This window comes from Mitsuaria chitosanitabida ATCC BAA-476 = NBRC 102408 (assembly GCF_001598255.1).
Taxonomy (GTDB): Bacteria; Pseudomonadota; Gammaproteobacteria; order Burkholderiales; family Burkholderiaceae_C; genus Roseateles; species Roseateles chitosanitabidus.
In genome coordinates this window covers 16,330-41,625 of sequence record NZ_BCYP01000023.1, presented here as the reverse complement: position 1 = coordinate 41,625, position 25,296 = coordinate 16,330, and the positions used below count along the sequence as shown (strand labels likewise).

The 25,296-nt window shown below is 70.4% G+C and carries 24 protein-coding genes and 1 riboswitch; of the genes, 9 read left to right on the top strand and 15 right to left on the bottom strand.

The features are described 5' to 3' along the window. Window positions 1-145 precede the first annotated feature (145 nt). Window positions 146-2,119, top strand: coding sequence for an RDD family protein (locus tag MCHT01_RS15675; protein ID WP_067066284.1), 1,974 nt, complete (start codon window positions 146-148; stop codon window positions 2,117-2,119). 101 nt (window positions 2,120-2,220) lie between these two features. Here MCHT01_RS15675 and MCHT01_RS15670 read toward each other — a convergent pair whose 3' ends face one another. The 8 genes from MCHT01_RS15670 to glpD form a co-directional block, all read right to left on the bottom strand. Beyond that, window positions 2,221-2,691, bottom strand: a complete 471-nt coding sequence (locus MCHT01_RS15670; protein WP_067066283.1) for a tellurite resistance TerB family protein — start codon at window positions 2,689-2,691, stop codon at window positions 2,221-2,223. Between the two features lie 135 nt (window positions 2,692-2,826). Next, window positions 2,827-4,563, bottom strand: a complete 1,737-nt coding sequence (locus MCHT01_RS15665) for an ABC transporter substrate-binding protein (RefSeq protein ID WP_067066282.1) — start codon at window positions 4,561-4,563, stop codon at window positions 2,827-2,829. Window positions 4,564-4,677: 114 nt separating this feature from the next. Continuing rightward, window positions 4,678-4,986, bottom strand: coding sequence for a DUF2160 domain-containing protein (locus tag MCHT01_RS15660; RefSeq protein ID WP_067066281.1), 309 nt, complete (start codon window positions 4,984-4,986; stop codon window positions 4,678-4,680). A 10-nt stretch (window positions 4,987-4,996) separates the two neighbouring features. Continuing rightward, window positions 4,997-5,809: a carbohydrate ABC transporter permease gene (locus MCHT01_RS15655; RefSeq protein WP_067066280.1), complete on the bottom strand. Its 813-nt coding sequence runs from the start codon at window positions 5,807-5,809 to the stop codon at window positions 4,997-4,999. Further along, window positions 5,802-6,686 (bottom strand): carbohydrate ABC transporter permease, encoded by an 885-nt coding sequence (locus tag MCHT01_RS15650; RefSeq protein ID WP_067066279.1) that lies wholly within the window; start codon window positions 6,684-6,686, stop codon window positions 5,802-5,804. Before MCHT01_RS15650 ends, MCHT01_RS15655 begins: the two co-directional genes overlap by 8 nt. Further along, window positions 6,683-7,834: an ABC transporter ATP-binding protein gene (locus MCHT01_RS15645; RefSeq protein ID WP_067066278.1), complete on the bottom strand. Its 1,152-nt coding sequence runs from the start codon at window positions 7,832-7,834 to the stop codon at window positions 6,683-6,685. Before MCHT01_RS15645 ends, MCHT01_RS15650 begins: the two co-directional genes overlap by 4 nt. Next, complete coding sequence (locus MCHT01_RS15640; protein WP_067066277.1) at window positions 7,834-8,904, bottom strand: ABC transporter ATP-binding protein; 1,071 nt, start codon at window positions 8,902-8,904, stop codon at window positions 7,834-7,836. Before MCHT01_RS15640 ends, MCHT01_RS15645 begins: the two co-directional genes overlap by 1 nt. A 304-nt stretch (window positions 8,905-9,208) precedes the next feature. Beyond that, on the bottom strand, window positions 9,209-10,834 hold the full coding sequence (glpD, locus tag MCHT01_RS15635; protein ID WP_067066276.1) for a glycerol-3-phosphate dehydrogenase: 1,626 nt from the start codon (window positions 10,832-10,834) through the stop codon (window positions 9,209-9,211). A gap of 204 nt (window positions 10,835-11,038) precedes the next feature. Here glpD and MCHT01_RS15630 point away from each other — a divergent pair, with 204 nt between their 5' ends. The 4 genes from MCHT01_RS15630 to MCHT01_RS15615 all read left to right on the top strand — a co-directional run bounded on the left by MCHT01_RS15630 (window position 11,039) and on the right by MCHT01_RS15615 (window position 14,266). Then, entirely contained in the window at window positions 11,039-11,803 is a 765-nt protein-coding gene (locus MCHT01_RS15630) for a DeoR/GlpR family DNA-binding transcription regulator (RefSeq protein ID WP_067066275.1), read from the top strand. 98 nt (window positions 11,804-11,901) lie between these two features. Beyond that, window positions 11,902-13,395, top strand: coding sequence for a glycerol kinase GlpK (gene glpK, locus MCHT01_RS15625; protein WP_067066274.1), 1,494 nt, complete (start codon window positions 11,902-11,904; stop codon window positions 13,393-13,395). Window positions 13,396-13,535: 140 nt separating this feature from the next. Next, window positions 13,536-13,799, top strand: coding sequence for a hypothetical protein (locus MCHT01_RS15620; RefSeq protein ID WP_067066273.1), 264 nt, complete (start codon window positions 13,536-13,538; stop codon window positions 13,797-13,799). Then, the gene (locus tag MCHT01_RS15615) at window positions 13,796-14,266 is read left to right on the top strand and encodes a type II toxin-antitoxin system VapC family toxin (protein WP_067066272.1); all 471 of its coding nucleotides are present in this window, start codon (window positions 13,796-13,798) and stop codon (window positions 14,264-14,266) included. Before MCHT01_RS15620 ends, MCHT01_RS15615 begins: the two co-directional genes overlap by 4 nt. Here the strand turns inward: MCHT01_RS15615 and MCHT01_RS15610 are convergent. The 3 genes from MCHT01_RS15610 to MCHT01_RS15600 all read right to left on the bottom strand — a co-directional run bounded on the left by MCHT01_RS15610 (window position 14,188) and on the right by MCHT01_RS15600 (window position 17,956). After that, window positions 14,188-14,766, bottom strand: coding sequence for a TMEM165/GDT1 family protein (locus MCHT01_RS15610; RefSeq protein WP_067066271.1), 579 nt, complete (start codon window positions 14,764-14,766; stop codon window positions 14,188-14,190). The two genes, MCHT01_RS15615 and MCHT01_RS15610, sit on opposite strands and share 79 nt — an antisense overlap. A 3-nt stretch (window positions 14,767-14,769) precedes the next feature. After that, window positions 14,770-14,984, bottom strand: a riboswitch (yybP-ykoY riboswitch). Then, entirely contained in the window at window positions 14,958-16,481 is a 1,524-nt protein-coding gene (locus MCHT01_RS15605) for a M16 family metallopeptidase (protein ID WP_067066270.1), read from the bottom strand. (Overlaps the previous riboswitch by 27 nt.) Then, a complete protein-coding gene (locus tag MCHT01_RS15600) occupies window positions 16,478-17,956 on the bottom strand; it encodes a M16 family metallopeptidase (protein WP_067066269.1) in 1,479 nt (492 codons plus the stop codon). The genes MCHT01_RS15605 and MCHT01_RS15600 overlap by 4 nt, the downstream gene beginning before the upstream one ends. A 187-nt stretch (window positions 17,957-18,143) precedes the next feature. On the opposite strand from MCHT01_RS15600, the gene MCHT01_RS15595 reads away from it, so the two are divergent. Beyond that, window positions 18,144-18,527, top strand: coding sequence for a VOC family protein (locus tag MCHT01_RS15595; protein ID WP_067066304.1), 384 nt, complete (start codon window positions 18,144-18,146; stop codon window positions 18,525-18,527). 139 nt (window positions 18,528-18,666) lie between these two features. On the opposite strand, the gene MCHT01_RS15590 is transcribed toward MCHT01_RS15595, so the two are convergent. Continuing rightward, window positions 18,667-19,953, bottom strand: a complete 1,287-nt coding sequence (locus tag MCHT01_RS15590) for an NAD(P)/FAD-dependent oxidoreductase (RefSeq protein WP_067066303.1) — start codon at window positions 19,951-19,953, stop codon at window positions 18,667-18,669. A gap of 116 nt (window positions 19,954-20,069) precedes the next feature. Between MCHT01_RS15590 and MCHT01_RS15585 the strand changes: the two genes are divergently transcribed. Further along, window positions 20,070-20,762, top strand: a complete 693-nt coding sequence (locus tag MCHT01_RS15585) for a helix-turn-helix transcriptional regulator (RefSeq protein ID WP_067066268.1) — start codon at window positions 20,070-20,072, stop codon at window positions 20,760-20,762. Window positions 20,763-20,822: 60 nt separating this feature from the next. Here MCHT01_RS15585 and MCHT01_RS15580 read toward each other — a convergent pair whose 3' ends face one another. Beyond that, window positions 20,823-21,902 (bottom strand): acyltransferase family protein, encoded by a 1,080-nt coding sequence (locus tag MCHT01_RS15580; protein WP_067066267.1) that lies wholly within the window; start codon window positions 21,900-21,902, stop codon window positions 20,823-20,825. Between the two features lie 172 nt (window positions 21,903-22,074). Beyond that, window positions 22,075-22,644, bottom strand: coding sequence for an SRPBCC family protein (locus MCHT01_RS15575; protein ID WP_067066266.1), 570 nt, complete (start codon window positions 22,642-22,644; stop codon window positions 22,075-22,077). A gap of 66 nt (window positions 22,645-22,710) precedes the next feature. Here MCHT01_RS15575 and MCHT01_RS15570 point away from each other — a divergent pair, with 66 nt between their 5' ends. Continuing rightward, window positions 22,711-23,718 (top strand): XdhC family protein, encoded by a 1,008-nt coding sequence (locus MCHT01_RS15570; protein WP_067066265.1) that lies wholly within the window; start codon window positions 22,711-22,713, stop codon window positions 23,716-23,718. 19 nt (window positions 23,719-23,737) lie between these two features. Here MCHT01_RS15570 and MCHT01_RS15565 read toward each other — a convergent pair whose 3' ends face one another. After that, window positions 23,738-24,355 (bottom strand): DUF6515 family protein, encoded by a 618-nt coding sequence (locus MCHT01_RS15565; protein ID WP_067066264.1) that lies wholly within the window; start codon window positions 24,353-24,355, stop codon window positions 23,738-23,740. A gap of 257 nt (window positions 24,356-24,612) precedes the next feature. Between MCHT01_RS15565 and MCHT01_RS15560 the strand changes: the two genes are divergently transcribed. Further along, window positions 24,613-25,275 (top strand): glutathione S-transferase family protein, encoded by a 663-nt coding sequence (locus MCHT01_RS15560; RefSeq protein WP_067066263.1) that lies wholly within the window; start codon window positions 24,613-24,615, stop codon window positions 25,273-25,275. The last annotated feature ends 21 nt before the right edge of the window (window positions 25,276-25,296 follow it).

Below are 25,296 nucleotides of genomic sequence, written 5' to 3'. Positions count from 1 at the left end.
CGGCGGTTAGAGCACTCCTCCCAAAGGGGGAAGCCCGTGTGTCAGCTGTGACGTAATCAATACAGCGCCCTCGCCCCTCGGGGGCGACGGTGTGTGGAGGTCGTGAACGCTCCCTACACTCCCCGCCCACGAGGGAGAGAAGAGGATGTCGAATCAATCCGCCGGCCTGGCGCCACGCGCCTTGGCCATGGTCATCGACGGGGTGTTGATGGCCAGCCTGAGCGCCCTGCTCATGTGGGCCACCTACGGCCAACCGATCGCCAAATGGGACGACCTGCGTCCCGGCAGCATCGTCATCAACTGGCTGCTGCCGCTGATCGCCTGCGTCGTGTTCTGGAGCTGGCAGGGCGCCACGCCCGGCAAGCTCTTCGTCGGCATCAAGGTCGTCGACGCCAGGACCGGCCGCCGCCCGTCCCCGCTCCAGGCCCTGCTGCGCTGGATCGGCTACCTGGTGTCCGCGATCCCGCTCTTCGCCGGCTTCCTGTGGGCCCGCGTCGACGCCGAAGGCCGCGCCTGGCACGACCGCATCGCCCGCACCGCGGTGCTGCGCAGCCGCCCCGCCCCCGCCGACGGCCAGGGCCTGCTGGTCGACTACATCGGCTCCCACTGGCGCGGCGAGCAGGGCCTGGCCCGCAGCTACTGGCTCAATCACGTGCTGCTGATGACGCCGCTGGTCGCGGGCGTCTACGGCCTGATGACCTGGATCGCCACCAAGGGCGACGGCCTGCAGGGCGGCGCCATCGCCATCCTGATCGGCTGGCCCCTGGTGCTGGTGCTCGAGACCTGGGGCGTCGTCGGCGCCTGGCGCGCGGTGCGCGGCTATCGCGACGACGAGGGCTCCGCCTTCATCGGCTTCCTGGCCCGCGTGCTGCTCATGCTGTCGGCGGCGCAGATCCTCGCCTCGCTCTGCCTCGGCCTGATCCCGCAGTTCGGCAACTACTGGAAGATGGCCCGCGGCATCGACCCCATCGGCCAGGTCCGGCTGGAGCTCAGCGCCGACGGCCGCACGATGCAGCTCAACGGCCCGATCGGCATGGGGGACGCCCGCCGCCTGGGCGCGCTGCTGGACACCGCCCCCGCCGTGCGCATGTTCGAACTGGCCTCGCCCGGCGGCCGCGTCGTCGAGGCCGAACGCATCGTGGAGCTGGTGCGCGAGCGCGGCGGCAGCACCCGCGCCATCGGCAATTGCCAGAGCGCCTGCACCCTGGTCTTCCTGGCCGGCGCCAAGCGCCAGCTGATGCCCGGCGCGCAGCTGGGCTTCCACCGCGCCTCCACCGGCACCTTCAACCCGGCCTTCGACGAGCTCGCCAACCAGCAGCTCGCCCGGACCTACCGGCGCATGGACCTGCCCGAGGAATTCATCAAGCAGACGCTCAGCACCCCGCCGCATCGCATGTGGTACCCGACCAGCGACGAGCTGGTGCGGCACGCGCTGATCATGGTCCCGCCCAAGACGCTGGACGTCGCCCTGCCCGAGCCGGACAAGCCCGGCGTGCCGGCGCCGCTCACCGACTACGTCAACGCGCTGCGCGCCAGCGAGGCCTGGTTCCGGCTGGACCAGCGCTTCCCCGGCCTGATCGACGCCGCCGCCGCCGCGATGCGCACCGCCCGCGAGTCGCTGGCCGGCACCCCGCAGGAAGTGGACGCCGCGCAGATGGCGGCGCAGAGCGTGCTCGCGCCGATGGTGCGCGAGCTGCTGCTCAACGGCTCGCCCGACCTGCGCCGCCGCTACCTGCAGGTGGTGCGCGTGCAGCTTGCCGCCGCGCAGACGCTGGGCGCCCCGACCTGCCAGGCCTGGTTGTCGGGCTCGCCCGCGGCGCGGCGCCTGCTGTCCGCGGAGTCCATGGCCTGGGAGACCAGCTGGCTGATCGAGTCGGCCGACGATCCGCCGCAGAGCCGCACCCGCTCGCTCACGCCGACGGCGCTGGAGATGGAGGTCGTGACCCGCACGGTCGGCGCGACGGCCTCGGGCGCGTTCTCCCGCCTGTGGACGGACGGCCGCGCCGGTGCCGCGCCCGTGTCCTGCGAACGCGCCGCCCAGGTGCTGGACCAGATCCAGCGCACGCCGGTCGCGCCGCGCGAGCTGGCCGAGCGCGTCGCGCTGCAGAACCCGCGCTGAGCGCCTCCTCCGCATGCAAAAGGCCCTCTGTCGAGGGCCTTTCTTCTGGTCGGTGCCCCGCCGCCGCGGCAGGCGAAGGGGGCTTCGGCGGAGGCGGCGCGTCAGTCCTCGTGATCGAGTCCCGCCGCCGCCTTCGCCCGCATGCGGGCATGGACTTGGGCCCCGGGGGGAATGTGCAGCAGATAGACGATGCGCAACATCGTGTGGCGCTCGATCTCGCTGAGTCGGCCGTCCGCGTAGGCCACGCCCCACATCAGCTCGACCAGCCTCAGCTTGGCGGGCATGTCCCAGAGCTCGTCGATCGGCGAGGTGAACGCGAACAGGTCGCTGGCCATGCGGGAGGACGACTCGGCCTGCGTCATGAGCACGTCGGCCTCGCTGTCGGACTGGGGGAAGAGCTCGATCAGCGCGCGACGCACGGCGGCGCGCTCGAGCTGCGAGTAATCGGCGTCCGCGCGCATGACCTCGACCAGCAGCACCGCGGCCGCGAGCTGGATCGAGGGCTTGCGCGCGGCCGCGGCGCCGTCCAGCGGCGCGAGTCCGTCGATGAAATCCATGAGCGACTTGAACATGGGGCCCATGGTGGCACGGTCGTGGGATCGGGGCTTACGTCGGTCTTAAACCCGCCAGCCATCGTCCCCACAAGGACAAAGGCCGCGTCCGAGGACGCGGCCTTGTTCATGCGGCAGGGGCGGATTCGGACGCGATCAGCGCACCCGGCCTTCCTTCCACGCCGTCAGCAGCTTGTCGTAGGCGATGGTCTCGCCCTTGGGTTTCTCGTTGGCCAGCTTGGCCCACGGAGCGCCCTTGTCCGACAGCCACTTCTTCGGGTCTTCCTTCTTGTTGAGCTTGGGCGCGCAGCGCGCCATGCCCGCCCGCTCCAGACGCGCCATCACCGCGTCCATCTCGTCGGCCAGGTTGTCCATCGCGGCCTGCGGCGTCTTCTCGCCCGTCACCGCCTGCGCCACGTTCTTCCACCACAGCTGCGCCAGCTTCGGGTAGTCCGGCACGTTCGTGCCCGTCGGCGTCCAGGCCACGCGCGCGGGCGAGCGGTAGAACTCGATCAGGCCGCCGTACTTGTTGGCGTTCTTGGTGAAGTAGTCGCTGCGGATGTCGCTGTCGCGGATGAAGGTCAGGCCCTGGATGCTCTTCTTCAGGCTGACCGTCTTGGCGGTCACGAACTGCGCGTACAGCCAGGCCGCCGCCGTGCGGCTCGGGTCGGTGTTGGCGAAGAAGGTCCAGCTGCCCACGTCCTGGTAGCCGTTCTGCATGCCCGCCTTCCAGTACGGACCGTTGGGGCCCGGCGCCATGCGCCACTTGGGCGTGCCGTCGGCGTTCACCACCGGGAGGCCCGGCTTGACCATGTCCGCGGTGAAGGCCGTGTACCAGAAGATCTGCTGCGCGATCTGACCTTGCGCCGGGACGGGACCGGCCTCGCCGAAGGTCATGCCCGTCGCCTCCTTGGGCGCGTACTTCTTCATCCAGTCGACGTACTTGGTCAGCGCGTAGACCGCCGCCGGCGAGTTGGTCGCACCGCCGCGGGCCATCGACGCGCCCACCGGCGTGCACTTGTCGTCGGCCACGCGGATGCCCCATTCGTCGACCGGCATGCCGTTGGGAATGCCCTTGTCCGCCGCGCCCGCCATCGACAGCCACGCATCGGTAAAGCGCCAGCCCAGCGACGGGTCCTTCTTGCCGTAGTCCATGTGGCCGTAGATCGGCTTGCCGTCGATGGTCTTCACGTCGGTCGAGAAGAACTCGGCGATGTCCTCGTAGGCGCTCCAGTTCAGCGGGACGCCCAGCTCATAGCCGTACTTGGCCTTGAACTTGTCCTGCAGGTCCTTGCGCGCGAACAGGTCGGCGCGGAACCAGTAGAGGTTGGCGAACTGCTGGTCGGGCAGCTGGTAGAGCTTGCCGTCCGGCGCCGTGGTGAAGCTGGTGCCGATGAAGTCCTTCAGGTCGAGGCCCGGATTGGTCCACTCCTTGCCCGCACCGCCCATGTAGTCGGTGAGGTTCATGATCTTGCCGTAGCGGTAATGCGTGCCGATCAGGTCCGAGTCCGAGATCCAGCCGTCATAGATGCTCTTGCCCGATTGCATCGAGGTCTGCAGCTTCTCGACGACGTCGCCCTCCTGGATGATGTCGTGCTTGACCTTGATGCCGGTGATCTCCTCGAAGGCCTTGGCCAGCACCTTGCTCTCGTACTCATGCACGGTGAGCGTCTCCGACACCACGGAGATCTCCTTCACGCCCTTGGCCTGCAGCTTCTTGGCCGCGTCGATGAACCACTTCATCTCCGCCAGCTGCTTGTCCTTGCTCAGCGTCGAGGGCTGGAACTCGCTGTCGACCCACTTCTTGGCCTCGGCCTCGCCGGCCCACGCCGAATGGGCGCCCAGCGCCAGCAGCGCCGCCACGGCCAGCGCGGAATACTTGCTCTTGTTCACGCTTGTCTCCTCTTGTCGTCGATCTCCCCCTGCTTGAGGACGAATCGCGGCTCCGGGGGAACGGGAAGCCGAATTCCTTGAACCTTCAACGTCAGCGGTCGATGCCGCGCGGGGTCAGCCCTTGCGCAGGATCAGCGCCAGCACCAGCATCGAGGCGACGAAGCTGATCCAGACGCTGGGCTCGGCCTCGAGCTGGAACCACTCGGCCATCCGACCGCCCAGGCCGACGAAGGCCAGGTTGATGTACGCGGCCGTCAGAAGCCCGATGAACAGGCGATCGCCGCGCGTCGTGCGCATCGGCAGCCACCCCTTGCGCAGGGTCGTCGGGGACTTGATCTCCCACACCGTCATGCCGATCAGCATCAGCACGATGCAGGTGAAGAACACGGCCACGGGGGTGGTCCACACCATCCAGTCGAACATCGCGATCTCCTTAGACGCGGCCCATCGCGAAACCCTTCGCGATGTAGTGACGGACAAACCAGATCACGATCGCGCCCGGCACGATGGTCAGCGTGCCGGCCGCGGCCAGCGTCGCCCAGTCCATCCCCGAGGCGCTCACCGTGCGCGTCATCGTCGCGACGATGGGCTTGGCGTTGACGCTGGTCAGCGTGCGCGCCAGCAGCAGCTCCACCCACGAGAACATGAAGCAGAAGAAGGCCGCCACGCCCACGCCGGCCTTGATCAGCGGCAGGAAGATGGTCAGGAAGAAGCGCGGGAAGCCGTAGCCGTCGATGTAGGCGGTCTCGTCGATCTCGCGCGGGATGCCGCTCATGAAGCCCTCGAGGATCCACACCGCCAGCGGCACGTTGAACAGCAGATGCGCCAGCGCGACGGCGATGTGCGTGTCCATCAGGCCCAGCGTCGTGTACAGCTGGAAGAACGGCAGCAGGAACACCGCCGGCGGCGTCATGCGGTTGGTCAGCAGCCAGAAGAAGACGTGCTTGTCGCCCAGGAACGAGTAGCGGCTGAAGGCGTAGGCCGCCGGCAGCGCCACGCTGACCGAGATCACCGTGTTGATCGCCACGTAGATCAGGCTGTTGATGTAGCCGTCGTACCAGCTGGGGTCAGTGAAGATGGTCTTGTAGCTCGCGAGCGTGAAGTGCTGCGGCCACAGGCTGAAGCTGGACAGGATCTCCTCGTTGCTGCGGAAGCTCATGTTGACCATCCAGTAGATGGGCAGCAGCGCGAAGATCAGGTACGCGATCAGGAAGATCGATCGCTTCTTGAAACGGCGCTCATCCATGGGCGGCCTCCGCTTTCTCTTGGGTCCCGAGCGCCTGCATCCAGTTGTAGAGGATGAAGCACAGCAGCAGGATGATCAGGAAGTAGATCAGCGAGAACGCCGCCGCCGGGCCCAGGTCGAACTGGCCGACCGCCTTCTGCGTCAGGTACTGGCTGAGGAAGGTGGTCGCGTTGCCCGGCCCGCCGCCCGTCAGGACGAAGGGCTCGGTGTAGATCATGAAGCTGTCCATGAAGCGCAGCAGCACCGCGATCATCAGCACGCCCCGCATCTTGGGCAGCTGGATGAAGCGGAACACCGCGAACTTGCTGGCCCCGTCGATGCGCGCCGCCTGGTAGTAGGCATCGGGGATGGAGCGCAGCCCGGCGAAGCACAGCAGCGCCACCAGCGGCGTCCAGTGCCACACGTCCATGATGAGCACGGTCAGCCAGGCATCGGTCGCGTTGCCGGTGTAGTTGTAGTCCACGCCCAGCGCCTGCAGCGCGGCGCCCAGCAGCCCGATGTCGGCGCGGCCGTAAATCTGCCAGATGGTGCCGACGACGTTCCAGGGAATGAGCAGCGACAGGGCCACCAGCACCAGCACCGCCGAAGCCTTCCAGCCCTGCGCCGGCATGGACAACGCCAGCGCGATGCCCAGCGGGATCTCCACCAACAGCACCGCCAGCGAGAAGCCCAGCTGGCGCAGCAGCGCGCCGTGCAGCTCCTCGTCGCGCATGACGGCCGCGAACCACTCGGTACCGACGAAGACGCGCCGCTCGGGCGAGATGATGTCCTGCACCGAGTAGTTCACCACCGTCATCAGCGGCAGGATGGCCGAGAAGGCCACGCACAGGAACACGGGCAGGACGAGGAACCAGGCTTTCTGGTTGATCGGTTTCATGCGAGGCCCTCCTGGGCGCGGGCCACCGCCGCGGGGGTGGCGATCAGGCGCTCGTCGGCGCCGTAGAAGCAGGTGTGGGGATTGAGCACCCGCAGCGCCACCGTCGCGCCGGGCGCCGGCGGACGCGCATGCGCGGACAGGCGCGCCTTCAAGGTGTGCTCGCCGACCTTGGCGGTCAGCAGCCAGTAGGTGCCGATGTCCTGCACCTGACTGACCACGCCGGTGATCGCGCCCGGCAGGCGCTCGTCGCCGTCGCCGATGTCGTCGACCTGGATGTATTCGGGCCGCACGCCCAGCATGAAGGGCTCGGCGCGCGACAAGGCCGCGCCCGCGCCGGGATCGACCGATCCCGCCACCGGCTGCCCCGCGACGCTCAGACCGCCGTCGCCCTCCAGCGCCGCCGGCAGGAAGTTCATGCCCGGCGAGCCGATGAAGTGGCCGACGAAGCGGTGGCTGGGCCGCTCGAAGAGCTCGCCCGCCGTACCCACCTGTACCGCTCGGCCGCGCGTCATGACGACGATGCGGTCGGCGAAGGTCAGCGCCTCCACCTGGTCATGGGTGACGTAGATCAGCGTGAGCTTGAGCTCGTGATGGATCTGCTTGAGCTTGCGCCGCAGCTGCCATTTCAGATGCGGATCGATGACGGTCAGCGGCTCGTCGAAGAGCACCGCCGACACATCCTCCCGCACCAGGCCGCGGCCCAGCGAGATCTTCTGCTTGGCGTCCGCCGACAGGCCCGAGGCGCGTCGGTCGAGCTGGGCGTTGAGCTCCAGCATCTCGGCGATGCGGCCCACGCGCGCCTTGATGCGGTCGGGCGCGACGCCACGGTTGCGCAGCGGGAAGGCGAGGTTCTCGGCCACGGTCATCGTGTCGTAGATGACGGGGAACTGGAACACCTGCGCGATGTTGCGTTGCTGCGGCGACAGCGCGGTGACCTCGCGGCCGTCGAAGCGCACCGAGCCCTGCGAGGGCTGAAGCAGGCCCGACACGATGTTGAGCAGCGTCGTCTTGCCACAGCCCGAGGGGCCCAGCAGCGCGTAGGCGCCGCCGTCCTCGAACGTCATCTTCAGCGGCAGCAGCGCGTAGTCGCTGTCCTCTTTCGGATCGGGCCGGTAGGCATGGGCCAGGTCCAGGTCGATGCGAGCCATCAGCGGCCTCCCCGGCGCTCGGGGGCGCGCGTCAGCAGGCCGGCCGCGTCGAAGACGTGGACATGGGCCGCGTTCAGATACAGCGTCAGCGGGACGCCGAGCTCGAAGTTGTGCACGCCGGTGAGCTGCGCCACCAGGCTGCCCAGCTCGGTGCGCGCGTGGACGAAGGTGTCGGAGCCGGAGATCTCGGCCAGCTCGACCTCGCCCTGGATCGCGATGTCGCCCGGCTGCGCGCTGACGCGCAGCGCGCCGGCGCGCACGCCGACGGTCACGCCGCCCTGACCCGGCAGCGCGAGCTCCAGGCCCGGCCGCAGCTGGAGCCGGTCGCCCTGCCCTTGCGCGATCAGCAGGTTCATCGGCGGATCGCTGAAGGCGCGCGCCACGCGCAGCGATGCGGGACGGTGGAAGACCTCGGCGGTGGGGCCGTACTGGAGCAGCTCGCCCGCGTCCATCACCGCGGTGTAGCCGCCCAGCTGCAGCGCCTCGGCCGGCTCGGTGGTGGCGTAGACCACGGTGGACTCGCCGGCGGCGAAGAGCTGGCCGAGCTCCTCGCGCAGCTCCTCGCGCAGCTTGTAGTCGAGGTTCACCAGCGGCTCGTCGAGCAGCATCAGCGGTGCCTGCTTGGCCAGCGCGCGTGCCAGCGCGACGCGCTGCTGCTGGCCGCCGGAGAGCTGCGCGGGCAGCTTGTCCAGATGCATCTCGATGTGGAGCTTGGCGGCGAGCTCGTCCACGCGGCGGCGGATGGCGTCGCGGTCCAGCTGGCCGCGCAGCTTCAGCGGCGAGGCGATGTTGTCGCGCACGCTCATCGACGGGTAGTTGATGAACTGCTGGTAGACCATCGCGACGTCGCGCTTGCGCACCGGCCAGCCGGTGACGTCGACGGCGTCGACGGTGATCGTGCCCTCGCTGGGCTTGTCCAGGCCCGCCATCAGACGCATGAGCGTCGTCTTGCCGGCTTGCGTCGCGCCCAGCAGCACGGTGACCGCGTTCGGCGCCAGCCGAAGGTCCATCGGGTACAGGTGCTGCTGCGCGCCCACCTTGTGGCTCACGCCGCGCAGGCTCAGCTCCATTCGCTCAACTCCATCGCTTGTCTCTCCGGTTGTTGTTGTGCCGTTGTCTTGGAGCCCGAAGACCCTCACCCCCACCCTCTCCCGCAAGCGGGAGAGGGAGTCGCCGGAGGGAGAGCCCGAAGACCCTCTCCCCTGCCCTCTCCCGCCAGCGGGAGAGGGAGTCGCCAGCGCTGTGCCGCTAGCGGGAGAGGGAGTCCCCGGTGAGTTCCCTCGAGAGAGTCAGCGGATCTTCTTGCTGTCGCTCGCTCTTACTCCCTCTCCCGCTGGCGGGAGAGGGCGGGGGTGAGGGTCTTCCGGGGTCAGCTCATGCCGACACCCCCGGCGGCCTCACCCACAGATGCTCGCGTTCCTCGAACCAGCGCAGCACCGCCAGCCGCTGCGCCTCCGTGTAATGCAGTCCCAACTTGGAGCGCCGCCACAGCACGTCGTCCGCGGCGCGAGCCCATTCCTCACGCACCAGGTACTCCAGCTCCGCCTGATGCAGCCCCGGGGCAATTTCCGGACCGAGATCGGCCAGCGAGTCGGCCCCGTGCAAGACCCGATCGACCCGTGCCCCATAAGCCCGCGCCAGACGCCGCGCCAGCGAGGGCGGCAGCCAGGGATGGCGCTGGCCGATGGCCACGAGCAGGCGCTGGAAGTCGGTGTCGGGCCGCTGCGGCGCGCCGATCCAGTCGCGCAGATCGCCGCCCGGCAGATGCGCATGCTCGGTCCAGGCCCGCCGCCGATCGCCGAGCATGTCGCCCAGCAGATCGGCCGCGTCCTCCGCCAGCTTGCGGAACGTCGTGATCTTCCCGCCCCACACGCTGAGCAGCGGCGCCCCGGAGTCGGCATGCGTCTCCAGCAGGTAATCGCGCGTCACCGCGGACGGGTCGCCGGAAGCGTCGTCCAGCAAGGGCCGCACGCCGGCGTAAGTCCAGACCACGTCGGCCGGCGTCACCGGATCCGCGAAGTAGCGGCTGGCCTGCTCGCAGAGATAGGCGATCTCGCCCTCGTCGATACGGGCCTTCGCAAAGCCGGCCAGCGCGTCGGCGGGCAGCTCCACGTCGGTCGTGCCGATCAGGGTGAAGTCGTCCTCGTAGGGGATGGCGAAGATGATGCGCTTGTCGGGGTTCTGGAAGATGTAGGCGTGGTCGTGGTCGAAGCGCTTGCGCACGATGATGTGGCTGCCCTTCACCAGACGCAGGCTCTTGGTGGCGATGGTCTCGCCGTGCGCGGGCCGCGCGACCTGGCGCAGGAAGCCCTCGGCCCAGGGCCCCGCGGCGTTGACCAGCGCGCGGGCGTGCAGCGGGCGCTCGCCGTCGGCGCAGCGCAGCGTGGCCGTCCAGTGGTCGGCGTGGCGCTGCGCGGCGGTGACGGTCGTGCGGGTGTGCAGCACGGCGCCGTGCTCGCGCGCGTCCAGCGCGTTGAGCAGCACCAGCCGCGCGTCGTCCACCCAACCGTCCGAGTAGACGAAACCCTTGGTGTACGTGCGCTTGAGCGGCGCCCCGTAGGGCGAGCCGCGCAGGTCCACGCCCTCGGAGCCGGGCAGCACCTCGCGGCGCGCCAGGTGGTCGTAGAGGAAGAGGCCGATGCGGATCATCCAGGCCGGGCGCATGGCCGCGTCATGCGGCATCACGAAACGCAGCGGCCACATGATGTGCGGCGCGCTGCGCAGCAGCACCTCGCGCTCCTGGAGCGCCTTGCGGACCAGCGAGAACTCGTAGTACTCCAGGTAGCGCAGGCCCCCATGGATCAGCTTGGTCGAGGAGGAGGACGTGTGGGACGCGAAGTCCGAGGCCTCCGCGAGCACGACCTTCCAGCCGCGGCCGGCGAGGTCGCGCGCGATGCCGGCGCCATTGATGCCGCCGCCGACGACGAGCACGTCGCAGCCGTCGGGGGCGGTGGTCGCCGCAGTGGCGGCCGCTGGCGCTGAGGTCGAGGCGGTGGTCAAGGGCGAGGTCTCCTTGGAGCGGCTTCAGGACGATGCGGCGGACCGGTCCGGCCGGGGGCCCGGGACATCGGCCGGCGCCTGGGATCGCGCGCCGCTGAAGTTCGCAGTTCTGTTCTTCTTTTTTCTTTTTAGCGCGATTACGCGCGTTTAAGACCAGGGTTAACCCGGTCAATTGTTCGTTTCGGTTCCTTTAGCCTGCGCGCCATGAATCCCAATCCCCGCCAGAACGACCTGCTGCAGGAGGTGCGCGCACGCGGCTCGGTGAGCGTGGAGTCGCTGGCCGAGCAGTTCGGCGTGACGCTGCAGACCGTCCGCCGCGACGTGCAGCGCCTGGCCGAGGCCGGCCTGGTGCAGCGCTTCCACGGCGGCGTGCGCGTGCCCGCCTCGACCACCGAGAACATCGCCTACCGCCAGCGCCAGGCCATGCAGGCCGACGGCAAGGCGCGCATCGCGCGCGCCATCGCGGCGCGCATCCCGGCCGGCTGCTCGCTGATCCTGAACCTGGGCACGACCACCGAGGCGGTGGCGCACGCGCTGCTGCACCACAAGGGCCTGCGGGTCATCACGAACAACCTGAATGTGGCGATGATCCTGAGCGACAACCCGGACTGCGAGCTGGTGATGGTGGGCGGCTCGGTGCGACACCGCGACCGCGGCATCGTCGGCGAGGCGGCGGTCGACTTCATCCGGCAGTTCAAGGTGGACATCGGCTTGATCGGCATCTCGGGCATCGAGTCCGACGGCAGCCTGCGCGACTTCGATTACCGCGAGGTGATGGTGGCGCGGACCATCGTCGAGCATTCGCGCGAGGTCTGGGTCGCCGCCGACGCGACGAAATTCAACCGGCCCGCGATGGCCGAGGTGGCTCGATTGCCCCAGATCGACGCGCTGTTCACCGACGAGCCGCCGCCCGAGCCCTTCCCCGCGTTGATGAGCGACGCGGGCGTGGAGCTGGTGGTGGCCGACTGAACGGCACGATCCACGACGACAGCGGCCCGGACGAGGCCGCGACGACAACGACGCCATCATCCCGCGGCGATGACGCCGCGACACGAGCGAGACAAGCCATGACCTACCTGCTGGCCCTGGACCAGGGCACCTCCAGCTCCCGCGCCATCGTCTTCGACGCGCAGGGGCGCATCGTCGCGATGTCGCAGCGGGAGTTCCGCCAGATCTACCCCCAGCCGGGCTGGGTCGAGCATGACGCCGATGAAATCTGGGACTCGCAGCTGGCGGTGGCGCGCGAGGTGCTGTCCAAGGCGGCGCTGAAGGCCGCCGACGTCAAGGCGCTGGGCATCACGAACCAGCGCGAGACGACCGTGGTGTGGAACCGCAAGACCGGGCGGCCCGTCCATCACGCGATCGTGTGGCAGGACCGCCGCGCGGAGCCGCGCTGCGCCCGATTGCGCGAGCAGGGCCATGGGCCCCTGATCCAGCGCAAGACGGGCCTGGTCGTCGACGCCTACTTCTCGGGGACCAAGCTGCAGTGGATCCTGGAGAGCGTCCCCGGCGCGCGCGAGCAGGCGGAGCGCGGCGAGCTCGCCTTCGGCACCATCGACAGCTGGCTGATCTGGAAGCTCACGAACGGCGAGGTGCACGTCACCGACGTGAGCAACGCCTCGCGGACGATGCTGTTCAACGTGCGCGAGAACCGCTGGGACGAGGAACTGCTGGCGCTGCTGGACATCCCCCCGTCGGTGCTGCCGCGGGTGCAGCCCTCGGCCTCGGACTTCGGCCGCGCGGCGGCGGAACACCTGGGCGCCGAACTCCTGATCGGTGGCATCGCCGGCGACCAGCAGAGCGCGCTGTTCGGCCAGGCCTGCTTCGAGGCGGGCATGGCGAAGAACACCTACGGCACCGGCTGCTTCATGCTGATGCACACGGGGCCGCGCTTCCAGACCAGCGGGAACGGACTGATCACGACGAGCGCCGCGCAGATCGACGCGGCGCCGCAGTACGCGCTGGAGGGCAGCGTCTTCATCGGCGGCGCGGTCGTGCAGTGGCTGCGCGACGGGCTGAACGCGATCAAGGCGAGCGGCGAGGTGCAGGGTCTGGCGGAGAGCGTGCCCGACGCGGGCGGCGTGATGTTCGTGCCGGCCTTCACCGGACTGGGCGCGCCCTACTGGGACGCGGAGGCGCGCGGCGCGATCGTGGGCCTGACGCGGGGCTCGACCGTGGCGCACATCGCGCGCGCGGCGCTGGAGAGCATCGCGTTCCAGAGCGCGGCGCTGCTGCAGGCCATGAGCCGGGACGCGGTCGCCGCGGGCGGCGCGCCGGTGAGCGAGCTGCGCGTCGACGGCGGCGCCTGCGTGAACGATCTGCTGATGCAATTCCAGGCGGACTTGCTGGGCATCCCGGTCGTTCGACCGAAGGTGATCGAGACCACGGCGCTGGGCGCCGCCTACCTCGCGGGCCTCACGGCCGGCGTGTACGGCAACCTCGAGGACATCGGCCGCAACTGGCGGACGGAACGCGTGTTCCGCCCGACCATGCCGCGCGATCGCGCGCAGGAGCTGATGTCGCAGTGGGAGCGCGCGGTGCGGCAGGCCTCGGCGCGTTGAGGCGCCCCGCCTCGCGAAGGGCGATCACGCGCCTCCCCCGTCAGGGGGTCGGGTCTCTCCCCCCTCAATGACTGATTTGAGGAAGTGCGGAGGACCGGCGGCATCCATAGAGTGACGGGCTTCCACAACGGAGAGGCCCCATGGCGACCAAGTTCGATGAGTTCATCAAGATGGGCATCTATGGCGAAGGTCAGATGCTCAACATTCCCGATGCCGTCCGCGACGAGCTCCGCCTGAATCCGGGCGATCGCGTCGAGTTCCTGAGGCTGGCACCGCACGAGTACCTGATCTACTCCGCCGAGCATCCGCTGAGCATGCAGGGGATGATCGGCAAGCCCAGGCGCAAGGTGACGATCAAGGACATGAATCGCGCCATCCGCGCACGCGGAGGGCACACGATATGACCGGCATCGACACCAACATCCTCGTCCGCTACTTTGCGGACGACGACGCCGCGCAGACGGAGGTGGCCCGCCGCTTTCTGGAATCCCTCACCCCGGAGAACCCCGGCTACGTGTCCACCGTCGCGCTTCTGGAACTCTGGTGGGTGCTGGGAGGCAGGTACGACATGGAGAAGATCGGACTGGTCCGCACCGTCCGACGGCTTCTGGCCTCTCCGCACTTGCGAATCGAGCATGAGGATGAGGTGGCCGAGGCGGTGGCCCGTTTCGTCGAAGGCCGCGCCAGCCTGCAGGACTACCTGGTCGAGCGTCGATGCTTCGGCGCTGGCTGCGCCAGAACCATGACGTTCGACCGGGCCGCGGCCCGGTCGGCGGGCATGACCCTCGTGGATCAGATCCCCATCGCCTCGCCCGCCCCCAGCAGCGTCAGCACGCCCAGCACGGCGAAGATGGCCGCGGCGATCCCATGAACGAGTCGCACCGGCAGCTTGTGCGCCAGCTTGTCGCCCACCAGCACCGCCGGCACGTTGGCGATCATCATCCCCAGCGTCGTGCCCGCCACCACCGGCCACAGGTCATTGAAACGCGCGGCCAGCGCCACGGTCGCGATCTGCGTCTTGTCGCCCATCTCCGCCAGGAAGAAGGCCACGATGGTCGTGCCCAGCACGCCCAGCTTGAACTTGCCGCCGGTCTCGGCGTCGTCGATCTTGTCGGGGATCAGCGTCCACACCGCCATCGCGATGAAGCCCACGCCCAACACCCAGCGCAGCGTGTGCGGCGAGACTTGCGTCGTGATCCAGCTGCCGACCGCGCCCGCGCAGGCGTGATTCACCAGCGTCGCGATCAGGATGCCCAGCACGATCGGTCCCGGCTTGCGGAAACGCGCGGCCAGGATGAAGGCCAGCAACTGGGTCTTGTCGCCGATTTCGGCCAGGGCCACGAGCCCGGTGGAGATGAGGAAGGCTTCCATGAATAGCACTCAGCGGCCGAGACGCACCAATGACCACGCCTCCGCCGGCCGCAACCCGGGAGCGTGGTCAAAGGTCTCGCCAGGCTGGGAACACGAAGGTTCCTGGCTACCTCGCGCCATGAGCCGAAGCTCAAGTCTGTTGACGCGGGTCTGCTGAATGAGCCCGTCGGGCGACGGGCGGGGTGCAGCGGCTACTCCCCAATGACGGCGCGAATTGTAGCCAGGTTCAATCCCGGCCATGCCCGCTGCGCGGGTTCCGGCGGCCCGGCATCGCCCAAAAGCAGCAATTGCGTGCGGTTGTCGCGCCAGCTCGCGCCCATCAGCAGCTGCAGCACCGGCGCGCTCACCGCCTTCAGGCGCTGCGGCCATTGCACGCAGTCGTCGAGCTCGCCCCGCGCCAGCGCGCGCGCGATCAGGGCATCCGGTTCCTCCGCCAGCGCGCCCTGCCAGTCACCCAGCGCCAGGGCCTGCGCGGTCGACAGATCCTCGGCCGTGACCGGCTCGGCCGCCAGCAGCGGGAGCTGCTCGCGCAGCAGCGCGAGTTGCTCCGGCACCGCCGCCACCGGCAGGGTCACGCTGAAGCTCCAGCGCGAGGCGCCGCCCAGCGATTCGATCTCGCTCTCCCAGGGCCAGGGCAGTCTGGCGGCCAGGCGCAGATGCATCAGCTCACGCGCCAGCACGCGCAGCACGGGGGGCGTGCCACGCGGGATCGGCGACTGCACGATCAGCCGGCAGCCCTGCCCTTGCGGCAACTGCAGGAACTGCGCGGACCCCGGACCCGGCACGGCCGTCGCCAGCGCCGCGGCCGCGTTCGGCGCGGCCGCGGCGGCCTTGGGGGGGCGCCAGTCGGCCATGAAGTCGGTGGCCAGGCCCTTGGCCGTCTCCATCGACAACTCGCCGACGAACAGCAGCGTGCTCCGCTCCGGCCGCCAGACTTGGCGGTGGAAGGCCTGCACGTCCTCGCGCTTGAGCCGCTTGAGACTGCTGGAGGTCTGCACCGGCTGCAAGCGACCCCAGAACGCGCGGCGCGCGGCCCAGAGGCCCAGCAGCAGGGCGTCGGCCCGGCGCAGCACCAGCGCGTCCTGCGCGCGGCTGCGGATGTGCTCCAGCGACTCGAAGGCCAGCGCGGGCCGCTGCGTCAGGTCGGCCATCAGGTTGACGGCGTCGTCGCATTGGTCGGGCAAGGCCTCGAGTGCGATCTCCGCCGAGAGCGCGTTCAGCTCCAGGGCCAAGGGCAGCCCCAGCAGATCGCCCGCGTAGGCGATGTCGGCCGAGTCCATGGCCTCGCCGTCCCGCTTCGCGCCCTGCGCGAGCATCGACAGCGCCACCTCCGCCAGGCCTTCCTTGCCCGAGGGGTCACGCACCCAGCCCCCGTCGCCGATCAGCCGGATCGCGGTGCGCGGCACGCCGGGCCGGGGCAGCAGCAGGATGCGCAGGCCATTGGGCAGCTTGGCCTGCTCGAGCGGCAGCGCGGACACCGCCGCCGCGGCAGGCGCTTCGGGCGGACGCTCGAAGCCGTCCTGCGCGAGCGCCGGCACCGCCGTCGCCCCCGTGGCCAGCATGCCGCCGAGCATCAGCTCACGCCGGTTCAGCCGAGGCGGACCCAGGCCGCCCTCGCGGGGCGCGCCCGGCCCCTCGGCGACGACGGGCGACGACGAGACGACCGATGTGGCGGCGGAAGCCGCACCCAGAGTGACGATCGGATCGCGTGTCATGCCGCCACTCCCGCTGCCGTGCCGATGTCCGCGAGCAGCGTCAGCACCGGCGCCTGCACGATGTGCTTGCGCCAGAGCTGCTGCACCTCGGCGGCGGTCAGCTTGGCGCGGATGGCCGCGTCCTTGGCGGCGGCGTTCACGTCGCCCCGCACCGCCCAGGCCTCCCCCAAGGCGCGGGCCCAGCGCTCCGCGGTCCATTCGAGCGATTGGGTCTCGCGTCGCAGCATCGCCTTGGCCTTGTCGAGTTCCTCATCGGTGATCGGCTCATCGGCCAGCCGCAGGACTTCCTGCTGCAAGGCTTGAGCGACCGGCGACGCCGTCTGTCCATGCGCGGCCAGTGCCTGCGCCACCAGCAGTCCCGCCTCGCGGTGCTGCAGCAGCCGCAGGCCGAGTTGATGCGCGAGCGCCTTCTCGTCGACCAGCGTGTCGGTCAGCCGGCCCGACCGGCCCAGGCCCAGCAAGGCCTGGGCGAGCTGCCAGACCGGCGTCGAGGCGTCGTCGGCGCGCGGCACCTGCCACACCAGCGCGGCGGCCGGCAGCGGCGCCTGCGAGAGCGACAGCTTCAGCGTCTGGCTTTGCGGGCGGCGCGATTCGCGCAGCTCGGCCGGCTGGGCGACGAGGGGCGCCGACGGGATGATGGGAGAGGCGCTCGGCGAGACCGCGGGACTCGGCGGGCCGGACGCCGGCGCGCTGCCGGCGCTGGCCGCGGTCGACGATCCGCTCGCGGCGGCGGCGGAGGGACCCGATGCGCTGACGGCGGCGGACGGCCCAGACGCGCCGGAGGCGCTCGCGGTCGAAGTCGCGGGGAGTTCGCGCGCCGCGCCGACCAGCATCGGCGGCCGGATCGATCCGAAGTAGTGCAGCATCCAGCGCGCCACGGCGCCCTCGTCGAAAGCGCCGGTCACGATGACCAGCGCGCGGTCGCAGCGGAAGTTGGCGGCGTGGAACATCCGCACCGCGTCGACCTCGAGATCGCGCAGTTGCTCCGGATCGCCGAGCGCGCCCCGCTGGTAGGGATGCGTCAGATAGCCGTGGCGCTCGACCGCGAGGTCCAGACGCGCATAGGGATTGAGCTGCGGCGCCTGCACCGCCTGGCGCAGCTGCAGGCGCGCCGAGGCCAGCGTGTCGGCATCGATGCGCGGGTTGCTCATGCGCTCGGCCTCGGCCCAGAGCAGGCGTTCGAGCTGATGCGCGGGCACGCGTGTCTGCAGGGCGGCGTAGTCCTCGTCGATCTCGATCACGCCGCGGCCGCCGGCGGAGGCGATGAGGCGATTGAACTGGCCGGGCTCGAGGTAGCGGCTGGCGCCGGCGATCAGGCGCAGCGTCAGGTGCGACAAGCCGCTGCGGCCGGTGGGATCGTCGCGCCCGCCGCAGCGGTAGACGACACGCACCGTCGCCAGCGCGCCGGGAGCGGGCCGCGCCAGCCAGAGCAGGCCGTTCGGGAGACGTTGAATCTCGGGGCTGGGAGCGCTCATGGGGCGTGATCGTAGCTGCCAATCCGCTGTCAGCAGCGGGTCCGCATCATCGGCGCGACATCGTCCTACGAGCGATCGCGACGTCGAGGAAGGCTTGCCCCACGGGCGAGGGACAGCCGCGGCGCCTCCAGGACCCTTTCACACGCCTCACACACGCCGGGCGGACCGGCAGGGAGTCTTCATGAGCATGCGCTTCGCCTACACCATCGTCTACGTCGCGGACGTGCCGGCCTCGCTGGACTTCTTCGAGCGGGCCTTCGGCCTGCAGCGCCGCTTCCTGCACGAGTCCGGCGCCTACGGGGAGCTGGAGACCGGTTCCACCACCTTGTCCTTCGCCCGCCACGACATCGCCCGCGGCAACCTCGGTCAGGACTACCGCCGGGCGGAGGACGGTTCCCCGCTGGGCATGGAGATCGGTCTGTCGACACAGGACGTCCCGACCGCCTACGCCAAGGCGCTGGCCGCCGGCGCGCAAGGCCTGACCCCGCCCACGACCAAGCCCTGGGGCCAGGTCGTCGCCTACGTCCGCTGCCCCGACGGCACGCTCGTCGAGATCTGCACCCCGATCTGATCCCCGATCCGCTCCCCCTGACGCGTCCGAGCGGCGCGTGCAGGGGTGGGCAATCTAGGCGCGAAGCACAGCCGTAGCGGGGCTACGGCGAGCATTCGCAACGACGAGTGCCCGCCCCTGCGCGCGCCGCTCGGGCGCGTCAGGCGTCTTGGTGGTCGTGGGGTTGGGCCTCGACCACGATGCGCGCGTGGCGCTGGAAGGTGAAGTAGGCCCAGGCCCAATCGGCGAAGACGCGGACGCGGTTGCGGAAGCCGATCAGGAAGTAGACGTGGACGAACAGCCAGAACAGCCATGCGGACAGGCCGCTGAACTGGATCGAGCCCAGGTCCGCGATCGCGGCCTTGCGGCCGATGGTGGCCAGGTTGCCGTAGTCGTTGTAGTGGAAGGGCGCGATCGACCGCCCTTGCAGGCGCGCCAGGATCTGACGCGCCGCGTGCCGCCCCGCCTGCTTGGCGCCGGGGCTCACGCCGGGCACCGGCTTGCGGCTGCCGTCCTTCTGGAGGCTGGTCGCCGCGGCCATGTCGCCGACGACATAGACCTCGGGATGGCCGGGGATGTTCAGGTGCTCGTCGACGACGACGCGGCCCGCGCGGTCCAGCGGCACGTCGAGCGTGCGCGCCAGCGGCGAGGCGGCCACGCCCGCCGCCCAGACCTTGGTCTTGGAGGCGATGCGCTCGGTCCTGCCGTCGGCCGTCTGCAAGTCCACGCCCTCCTCGTCGATGCCGACGACGCGGCATCCGGTGCGCACCTGCACGCCCAGCTTCTCCAGCTGGGCCCGCGCCTGCGCCGACTGCTTGGGCTGGAAGGCGGCCAGCACCCGGTCCGAGCCCTCGACCAGCAGCACATGCGCGCGGCTCGGGTCGATGCGGCGGAACTCGTCGCGCAGCGTGTGGCGGGCGATCTCGGCCAGCGTGCCGGCCATCTCGACGCCGGTCGGTCCGCCACCGATCACGACGAAGGTCAGCCACGGGTCGCGGGCCGCGGGATCGGGCAGGGTCTCGGCGCGCTCGAAGGCGCTCAGCAGCCGCGCGCGCAGCTTGAAGGCGTCGGCCAGGGTCTTCAGGCCGGGCGCGTGCGCCTGCCACTGGTCGTTGCCGAAGTAGCTGTGCGTCGCGCCGGCGGCGACGATGAGGACGTCGTAGGGGATGTGCTGGCCGTCGGTGAGCCGGACCTCGCGGCGCGCCTTGTCGATGGCCTGGACCTCGGCCATCAGCACCGTCAGGTTGCGCTGGTGGCGGCGCATGTGCCGGATCGGCGAGGCGATCGCCGGGGCCGACAGACCGGCCGTGGCCACCTGGTAGAGCAGCGGCTGGAAGAGGTGGTGGTTGCTGCGGTCGATCAGGGTGATGCGCACCGGCGCGCCGTCGAGAACCTTGGTCGCTTCGAGGCCGCCGAAGCCGCAGCCGACGATCACCACATGGGGCACGGAAGAAGCGGATGTGGCGGGCGAGGCGGAGGGGGCGGCAGGGTCGGCATCCATGCAGCACATCCTAGCGGGGATGACGACCCGGATGTGTCAATCCGATGGCTGACAATCGCCCGATGCGACGCGCCGACCGCCTGTTCCAGATCGTCCAGCTCATCCGTGGACGCCGCCTCACGACCGCCGAATTCCTGGCCCAGCGCCTGGAAGTCTCGATCCGCACCGTCTATCGCGACGTGGCGGCGCTGCAGCAGCAGGGCGTGCCCATCGACGGCGAGGCCGGCGTCGGCTACCGCATGCGGGTGGGCTTCGAGCTGCCGCCGCTGATGTTCAGCGCGGAGGAGGCGCAATCGCTGGTCGCCGCGGTGCGGCTGGCGCAGCCGCAGCTGGACGCGGTGCTGGGCCAGCGCGCCGAGGAGGCGCTGGGCAAGATCTTCGCGGTGCTGCCGGGCACCGCCCGCGCGGCGGCCGAGAGCCTGACCGTCTACGCGCCGCAGCGCGGCCTGGACGACGTCACGCGGGAGCGGCTCACCCAGCTCCGCCAGGCCACCGAGTCCCGCACCAAGCTGCGCCTGCACTACCTGGACCTGAGCGACCAGACCAGCACCCGCCTAGTGCGGCCGCTGGCCTGCTTCTTCTGGGGGCCGGTGTGGACCTTCTCCGCCTGGTGCGAGCTGCGCGAGGACTTCCGCAGCTTCCGCGTGGACCGCGTGCAGCAGCTGGAGGTGATGGAGGAGCGTTTCCGGGACGAGCCCGGCAAGACGCTGGCCGATCTGCAGCGCCGCGAGAACGCGCGCGAGAACTGGGCCTGAGGCGGCCCCGCCGGGCGACGGTTATCGGGGCCCGGCAGGACCGGACGACCGGCCGGTCGATCAGCGGATCGCCACGCGCGGCAGCGCGGTGGCGGCCGGACGCCAGCGCAGCAGCGGCGCCTCGATCCAGCGGTGGAAGGGCACGGCGGCCATGTTGCTCAGCGCCCAGGCGGCCACCAGCGCCAGCGGGGCCAGCGCGTCCAGCATCGGCGCCGGGCTCTCGGCGCGGTGCTCGTACAGCGCGTTGACCAGCAGGCACATCGGGAAGTGGATCAGGAACAGCGCATAGGCATGGCGCGCCATGCCCTGCAGACCGTCCTGCAGCCAGCGCGGACCGGCGCCACCGCGCCACAGCACGATGACCAGGGCCGTCAGCGCGGCCACGACCAGGCGCTCGCGGAACTGCAGCACCAGGGCCGCCGCCATCAACGCGCCCAGGGCGATCAGGCCCGCGCGACGCGCGCCCGCCGACCAGCCCTGGCACCAGTACAGCAACACGCCCAGACCGTAGGCGCCGAAGAAATAGATGGCGTAGGCGTCCAGGCCCGCCATGCGGTTGAACTTGAGCAGCGAGGCCGCGCAGAGCAGGCCCACCAGCACCGGCGCCAGCACGGCGCGCACGCCACGCTTGAGCGGCAGGCAGCGCAGGCCCCACATCAGCAGCAGCAGCAACGCGAAGAGCTGGAAGTCGATGGCCACGTACCAGGCGCCGACGGTCAGGGCCTCGACGTCCATCAGGTCGTGCAGCAGCAGCGCGTGGGCCAGGATCTGCGTCAGGTGGATATCGCCGGGCACCAGCTCCGGCAGCAGCGGCGCGACCAGCCAGGAGGTCAGCAGCGTCATGCCCACGGCGGCCATGAAGGGCGGCACCAGGCGCCAGTAGCGCTGGGCCAGCAGCGCCGGGGCCAACTGCCGCAGCTGCGCTTCCTGCGCCGAGAGCGCGCGGGCGCTCAGGTAGCCGCCCAGCACCAGGAAGACCTGCACCGCCATGCGGCCGTAGTCGTACAGCCAGCCCGTCAGCAGCGGGAACAGGCCATGCATCGCCTCGGCGATGGGGCCGTAGACGGACAGATGGTGCAGGACGATCAATTGCGCCGCGACCGCGCGCAGCGCGTCCAGCGGGAGCAGACGGGAAGCCATAGGGAGAGCGCCAAAGGCAACGGCCACCGTGAGGTGGCCGTCAGACGAACGAGATTCTATATGCGAATCAACAAGTTACGTTCGCGTACAGGTGGCGTGACGAACGCATGACGCCCGGATGGGCGCGCCGGGGGCGCCAGCCGACCGGCGTTCCGAGAGGCGCGGGAGCGCTTCAGTGCGGCCCGCGGTGGCGCCGCGGACGCGGCTTCGGCGGCGGGAACAGCGTCCCGTTGAACATCGCGGCGAACCAGCCGAGGTACCAGTCGAGCAGGCGTTGCGGCCAGGGCTTGGGCGCGGCCGGCACCGGCTTGGGGCAATCGGAGGGATGGCGTTGCTCGACGGCGCGCTCGAAGGCGGCGAGCCGTTGACGCAGCCTCTGGAGGCCGGCGATCTTGGACGGGACGACGCGTTCGGCCTGGAGGACCAGGGCCACGTGCATCAGCGTGCGGTCGGGGCCGAGCGTCTCCAGCCGGAGCTGCATCTGGCCGCTGACGCCGCCGGTGTCGGGCCCCTGCCCGTCGAAGCTCAGGCGCAGCCGGCTCGGCGCGTCGAGGTCGAGCAGCAGCACGCGGCCGTCGAAGCCCGGCATCGCCAGGGTGAAGGCGCGCGCCGCGTCGGCGGCGGCCAGCGAGGCGCCGTCGGGCAGCGCGTCGCCGACCAGGGCCAGGTCGTGCAGGGCCTTCCAGACGGTGGACTGCGCCACGGGCAGGACGAGGTCGTCGTTCAGGGCGAGGGTGGGCATGCGCCGGATTGTGGCTGGCGCGGACGGCCCGAGGCGGACCGCATCGAATTTCGCTATGGTGCGCGGATGGACAACATGGACCTGCAGGTGCTGCGCCAGGTGCAGCAATGGCTGGACGCCGACCAGCGCGTCGTGCTCGGGACGATCACGCGGACCTGGGGCTCGGCGCCCCGGCCGGTGGGATCCATCGTCGCGGTGCGGGGGGATGGCCTGATCGCCGGATCGGTCTCGGGCGGCTGCATCGAGGACGACCTGGTCGCCAAGGTGCGCGAGGGCGCGCTGACGCTGCGATCCCCGGAGCTGATCCGCTACGGCGTCGGCGCGGAAGCCGCGCAGCGGTTCGGCCTGCCGTGCGGCGGCACGCTGGAGTTGATGCTGGAGCCGGTCGGCCCCGACTCCGCGATCGCCGAGCTGCTGGCCCGCCTGTCCCGCGGCGAGCGGGTCCTGCGGACGCTGGACCTGGCGACGGGATCGGTGACGCTGTCGGAGCCGCCCGCGCATGCGCTCGGCGGCGCCGATCGGCTGCAGCTGAGCGAGACCCGGCTGGAGACGCATCACGGTCCGCAGTGGCGGCTGCTGATCATCGGTGCCGGACAGATGAGCCAGTACCTGGCGCAGATGGCCTTGGCGCTCGATTACCAGGTGCAGGTCTGCGATCCGCGGGACGACTACCCCTGGACCCTGCTCGCCGCGCCGCTGACGCGCGAGATGCCGGACGACGTGGTGCAGCGGCTCCAGCCCGACGGGCACACGGCGATCGTGGCGTTGACACACGATCCCAAGCTCGATGACCTGGCGCTGATGGAGGCGCTGCGCGGCCCGGCGTTCTACGTGGGCGCGATCGGCTCGCGGGTGAATCAGGCCAGGCGGCGCGCGCGCCTGAAGGAGCACTTCGACCTGACCGACGCGCAGCTGGATCGGCTGCACGGCCCGGTGGGCCTGCACATCGGCGCCCGCACGCCGCCGGAGATCGCGCTGGCGATCCTGGCGCACATGACGGCGGAGCGCTACGGGGTGAAGCTCGGCAGCACCGCCGTGCCCGGCGGCGCGGGCGAGGCGGGCTGCGTGCTGTGAGCCCGCCCCTCCCCGCGGCTCATCGCATGCTGTAGCCGCGTCCGTCCATGCAGGCCTCGACGGCGCGGTTGAACACGCCGGCGTCGTTCATCGCCGAGGGCTGCGAGGTCGCCCAGCGATTGCACGCCTGGCGATCGGCCTCGGTCTGCTCCGGGGACTGGCCGTTGCGCGGATAGATGATGGGATCCGGCCGGGGCGGCGCGACGGGTGCCGGTGTCGCCGTGTCCGCACCCGGCGGCGGTGCGACGACCACGTAGCCCGGACCCGCGACGGCGGTCTGGTAGTAGACGCCGTTGGCGTAGTAGTACGGATAGCCGCCGATGCGCAGGCTCACGTAGGCCGACGGCAGCACGGGGACGATGATGCCCACTGGGGGGACGATGACCCGGAAGCTCGGGCCCCAGGGCTGGTACCAGACCCCGCCGTGGTACCAGTAGCGCCCGCCCACGAAGACCGCGCCGGTCGGCAGGCCGCGGGCGACGTAGCCGGTCGCGGGGTAGTAGTGGTCGTGGTGATAGCGGGCGTCGAAGTGCAGGCCGATGTCGACCCGCGGGCCGGGGCCGCCGTGGTGTTGCGCGGATGCCAGCCCGGTGCCCAGGGCCAGCGCGAGAGGGATCAGCCAACGAAGCTTGCTCATGATGGATCTCCGCCAACGGCGCAGGAAGTCAGGAGTCCATTCAACGCCGCCTGCTCCGGGGGCGTCTACGGGAGGGGGTTTCGCCGGGGTAAAGAACCATTGCTTCGCGCGGGTCCTCGCACCGCCGCGCGCGAAGCCACGCTCGCCCGTGACCGAACGGACACGCCGGCGCCATCGGCGATGATGCGCGCCGTCGCGGGCCGCACCCGGCCGCGGCGTACAGCCCCTTCCGTCCCAGCAGCCACCCTGCCGCCGCCATGATCGAGCTCTATTACTTCCCCAGCAACGCCAGCTTCGCGCCCCACGTGGTCCTGAACGAGCTGGGCGTCCCCTTCCAGCTGACCCTGGTCGACCGCGATCAGGACGAGCACAAGAGCCCCGCCTTCCTCGCGATCAATCCCAACGGCCTGCTGCCCGCGCTGCGCGACACCCGGCCCGGCCAGGACGGGCTGGTGCTGTTCGAGACCGCCGCGATCCTGCTGCACCTGGCCGACACCCATCCCGAGGCCGGCCTGATGCCCGCGCTGGGCACGCCCGCCCGCGCCGCGGCCTACAAGTGGCTGATGTGGCTGACCAACACGCTGCAGCCCACCGTCATCACCTACTACTACCCGGACCGCTTCGTCGCGCCGGGCAACACCGCCGGCAGCGCCGAGGTGAAGGCCCAGGCCCAGGTCCGCGCCGCCGCGCAGCTGGACCTGCTGGCCGCGGAGTTCGAGCGCCATGGCGGCCCCTTCCTGCTGGGCGAGCAGTTCTCGGTGCTGGATCCGTTCGCGTTCATGCTGTGCCGCTGGACGCGCAACTTCAGCGATCCGGCGCGCAGCCGCCCGGCACTGGGCGCTTTCCTCGAGCGCATGGCGCAGCGCCCCGCGCTGATCAGGACGGCCGAGACCGAGAAGCTGCCGAAGCCCTGGTATTGAGCCGGGACAGCGGCACCGGCC

Bases quoted from the DNA above. Each gene is read 5' to 3' on its own strand.
- MCHT01_RS15560 (WP_067066263.1), top strand. From the start codon at position 24,613: ATGATCGAGCTCTATTACTTCCCCAGCAACGCCAGCTTCGCGCCCCAC.
- MCHT01_RS15585 (WP_067066268.1), top strand. From the start codon at position 20,070: ATGCGACGCGCCGACCGCCTGTTCCAGATCGTCCAGCTCATCCGTGGA.
- MCHT01_RS15605 (WP_067066270.1), bottom strand. From the start codon at position 16,481: ATGACACGCGATCCGATCGTCACTCTGGGTGCGGCTTCCGCCGCCACA.
- MCHT01_RS15600 (WP_067066269.1), bottom strand. From the start codon at position 17,956: ATGAGCGCTCCCAGCCCCGAGATTCAACGTCTCCCGAACGGCCTGCTC.
- MCHT01_RS15660 (WP_067066281.1), bottom strand. From the start codon at position 4,986: ATGTTCGACTGGATGGTGTGGACCACCCCCGTGGCCGTGTTCTTCACC.
- MCHT01_RS15570 (WP_067066265.1), top strand. From the start codon at position 22,711: ATGGACAACATGGACCTGCAGGTGCTGCGCCAGGTGCAGCAATGGCTG.
- MCHT01_RS15595 (WP_067066304.1), top strand. From the start codon at position 18,144: ATGCGCTTCGCCTACACCATCGTCTACGTCGCGGACGTGCCGGCCTCG.
- glpK (WP_067066274.1), top strand. From the start codon at position 11,902: ATGACCTACCTGCTGGCCCTGGACCAGGGCACCTCCAGCTCCCGCGCC.
- MCHT01_RS15670 (WP_067066283.1), bottom strand. From the start codon at position 2,691: ATGTTCAAGTCGCTCATGGATTTCATCGACGGACTCGCGCCGCTGGAC.
- MCHT01_RS15675 (WP_067066284.1), top strand. From the start codon at position 146: ATGTCGAATCAATCCGCCGGCCTGGCGCCACGCGCCTTGGCCATGGTC.
- MCHT01_RS15565 (WP_067066264.1), bottom strand. From the start codon at position 24,355: ATGAGCAAGCTTCGTTGGCTGATCCCTCTCGCGCTGGCCCTGGGCACC.
- MCHT01_RS15580 (WP_067066267.1), bottom strand. From the start codon at position 21,902: ATGGCTTCCCGTCTGCTCCCGCTGGACGCGCTGCGCGCGGTCGCGGCG.
- MCHT01_RS15640 (WP_067066277.1), bottom strand. From the start codon at position 8,904: ATGGAGCTGAGCCTGCGCGGCGTGAGCCACAAGGTGGGCGCGCAGCAG.
- MCHT01_RS15575 (WP_067066266.1), bottom strand. From the start codon at position 22,644: ATGCCCACCCTCGCCCTGAACGACGACCTCGTCCTGCCCGTGGCGCAG.
- MCHT01_RS15610 (WP_067066271.1), bottom strand. From the start codon at position 14,766: ATGGAAGCCTTCCTCATCTCCACCGGGCTCGTGGCCCTGGCCGAAATC.
- MCHT01_RS15630 (WP_067066275.1), top strand. From the start codon at position 11,039: ATGAATCCCAATCCCCGCCAGAACGACCTGCTGCAGGAGGTGCGCGCA.
- MCHT01_RS15655 (WP_067066280.1), bottom strand. From the start codon at position 5,809: ATGGATGAGCGCCGTTTCAAGAAGCGATCGATCTTCCTGATCGCGTAC.
- MCHT01_RS15615 (WP_067066272.1), top strand. From the start codon at position 13,796: ATGACCGGCATCGACACCAACATCCTCGTCCGCTACTTTGCGGACGAC.
- MCHT01_RS15650 (WP_067066279.1), bottom strand. From the start codon at position 6,686: ATGAAACCGATCAACCAGAAAGCCTGGTTCCTCGTCCTGCCCGTGTTC.
- MCHT01_RS15620 (WP_067066273.1), top strand. From the start codon at position 13,536: ATGGCGACCAAGTTCGATGAGTTCATCAAGATGGGCATCTATGGCGAA.
- MCHT01_RS15645 (WP_067066278.1), bottom strand. From the start codon at position 7,834: ATGGCTCGCATCGACCTGGACCTGGCCCATGCCTACCGGCCCGATCCG.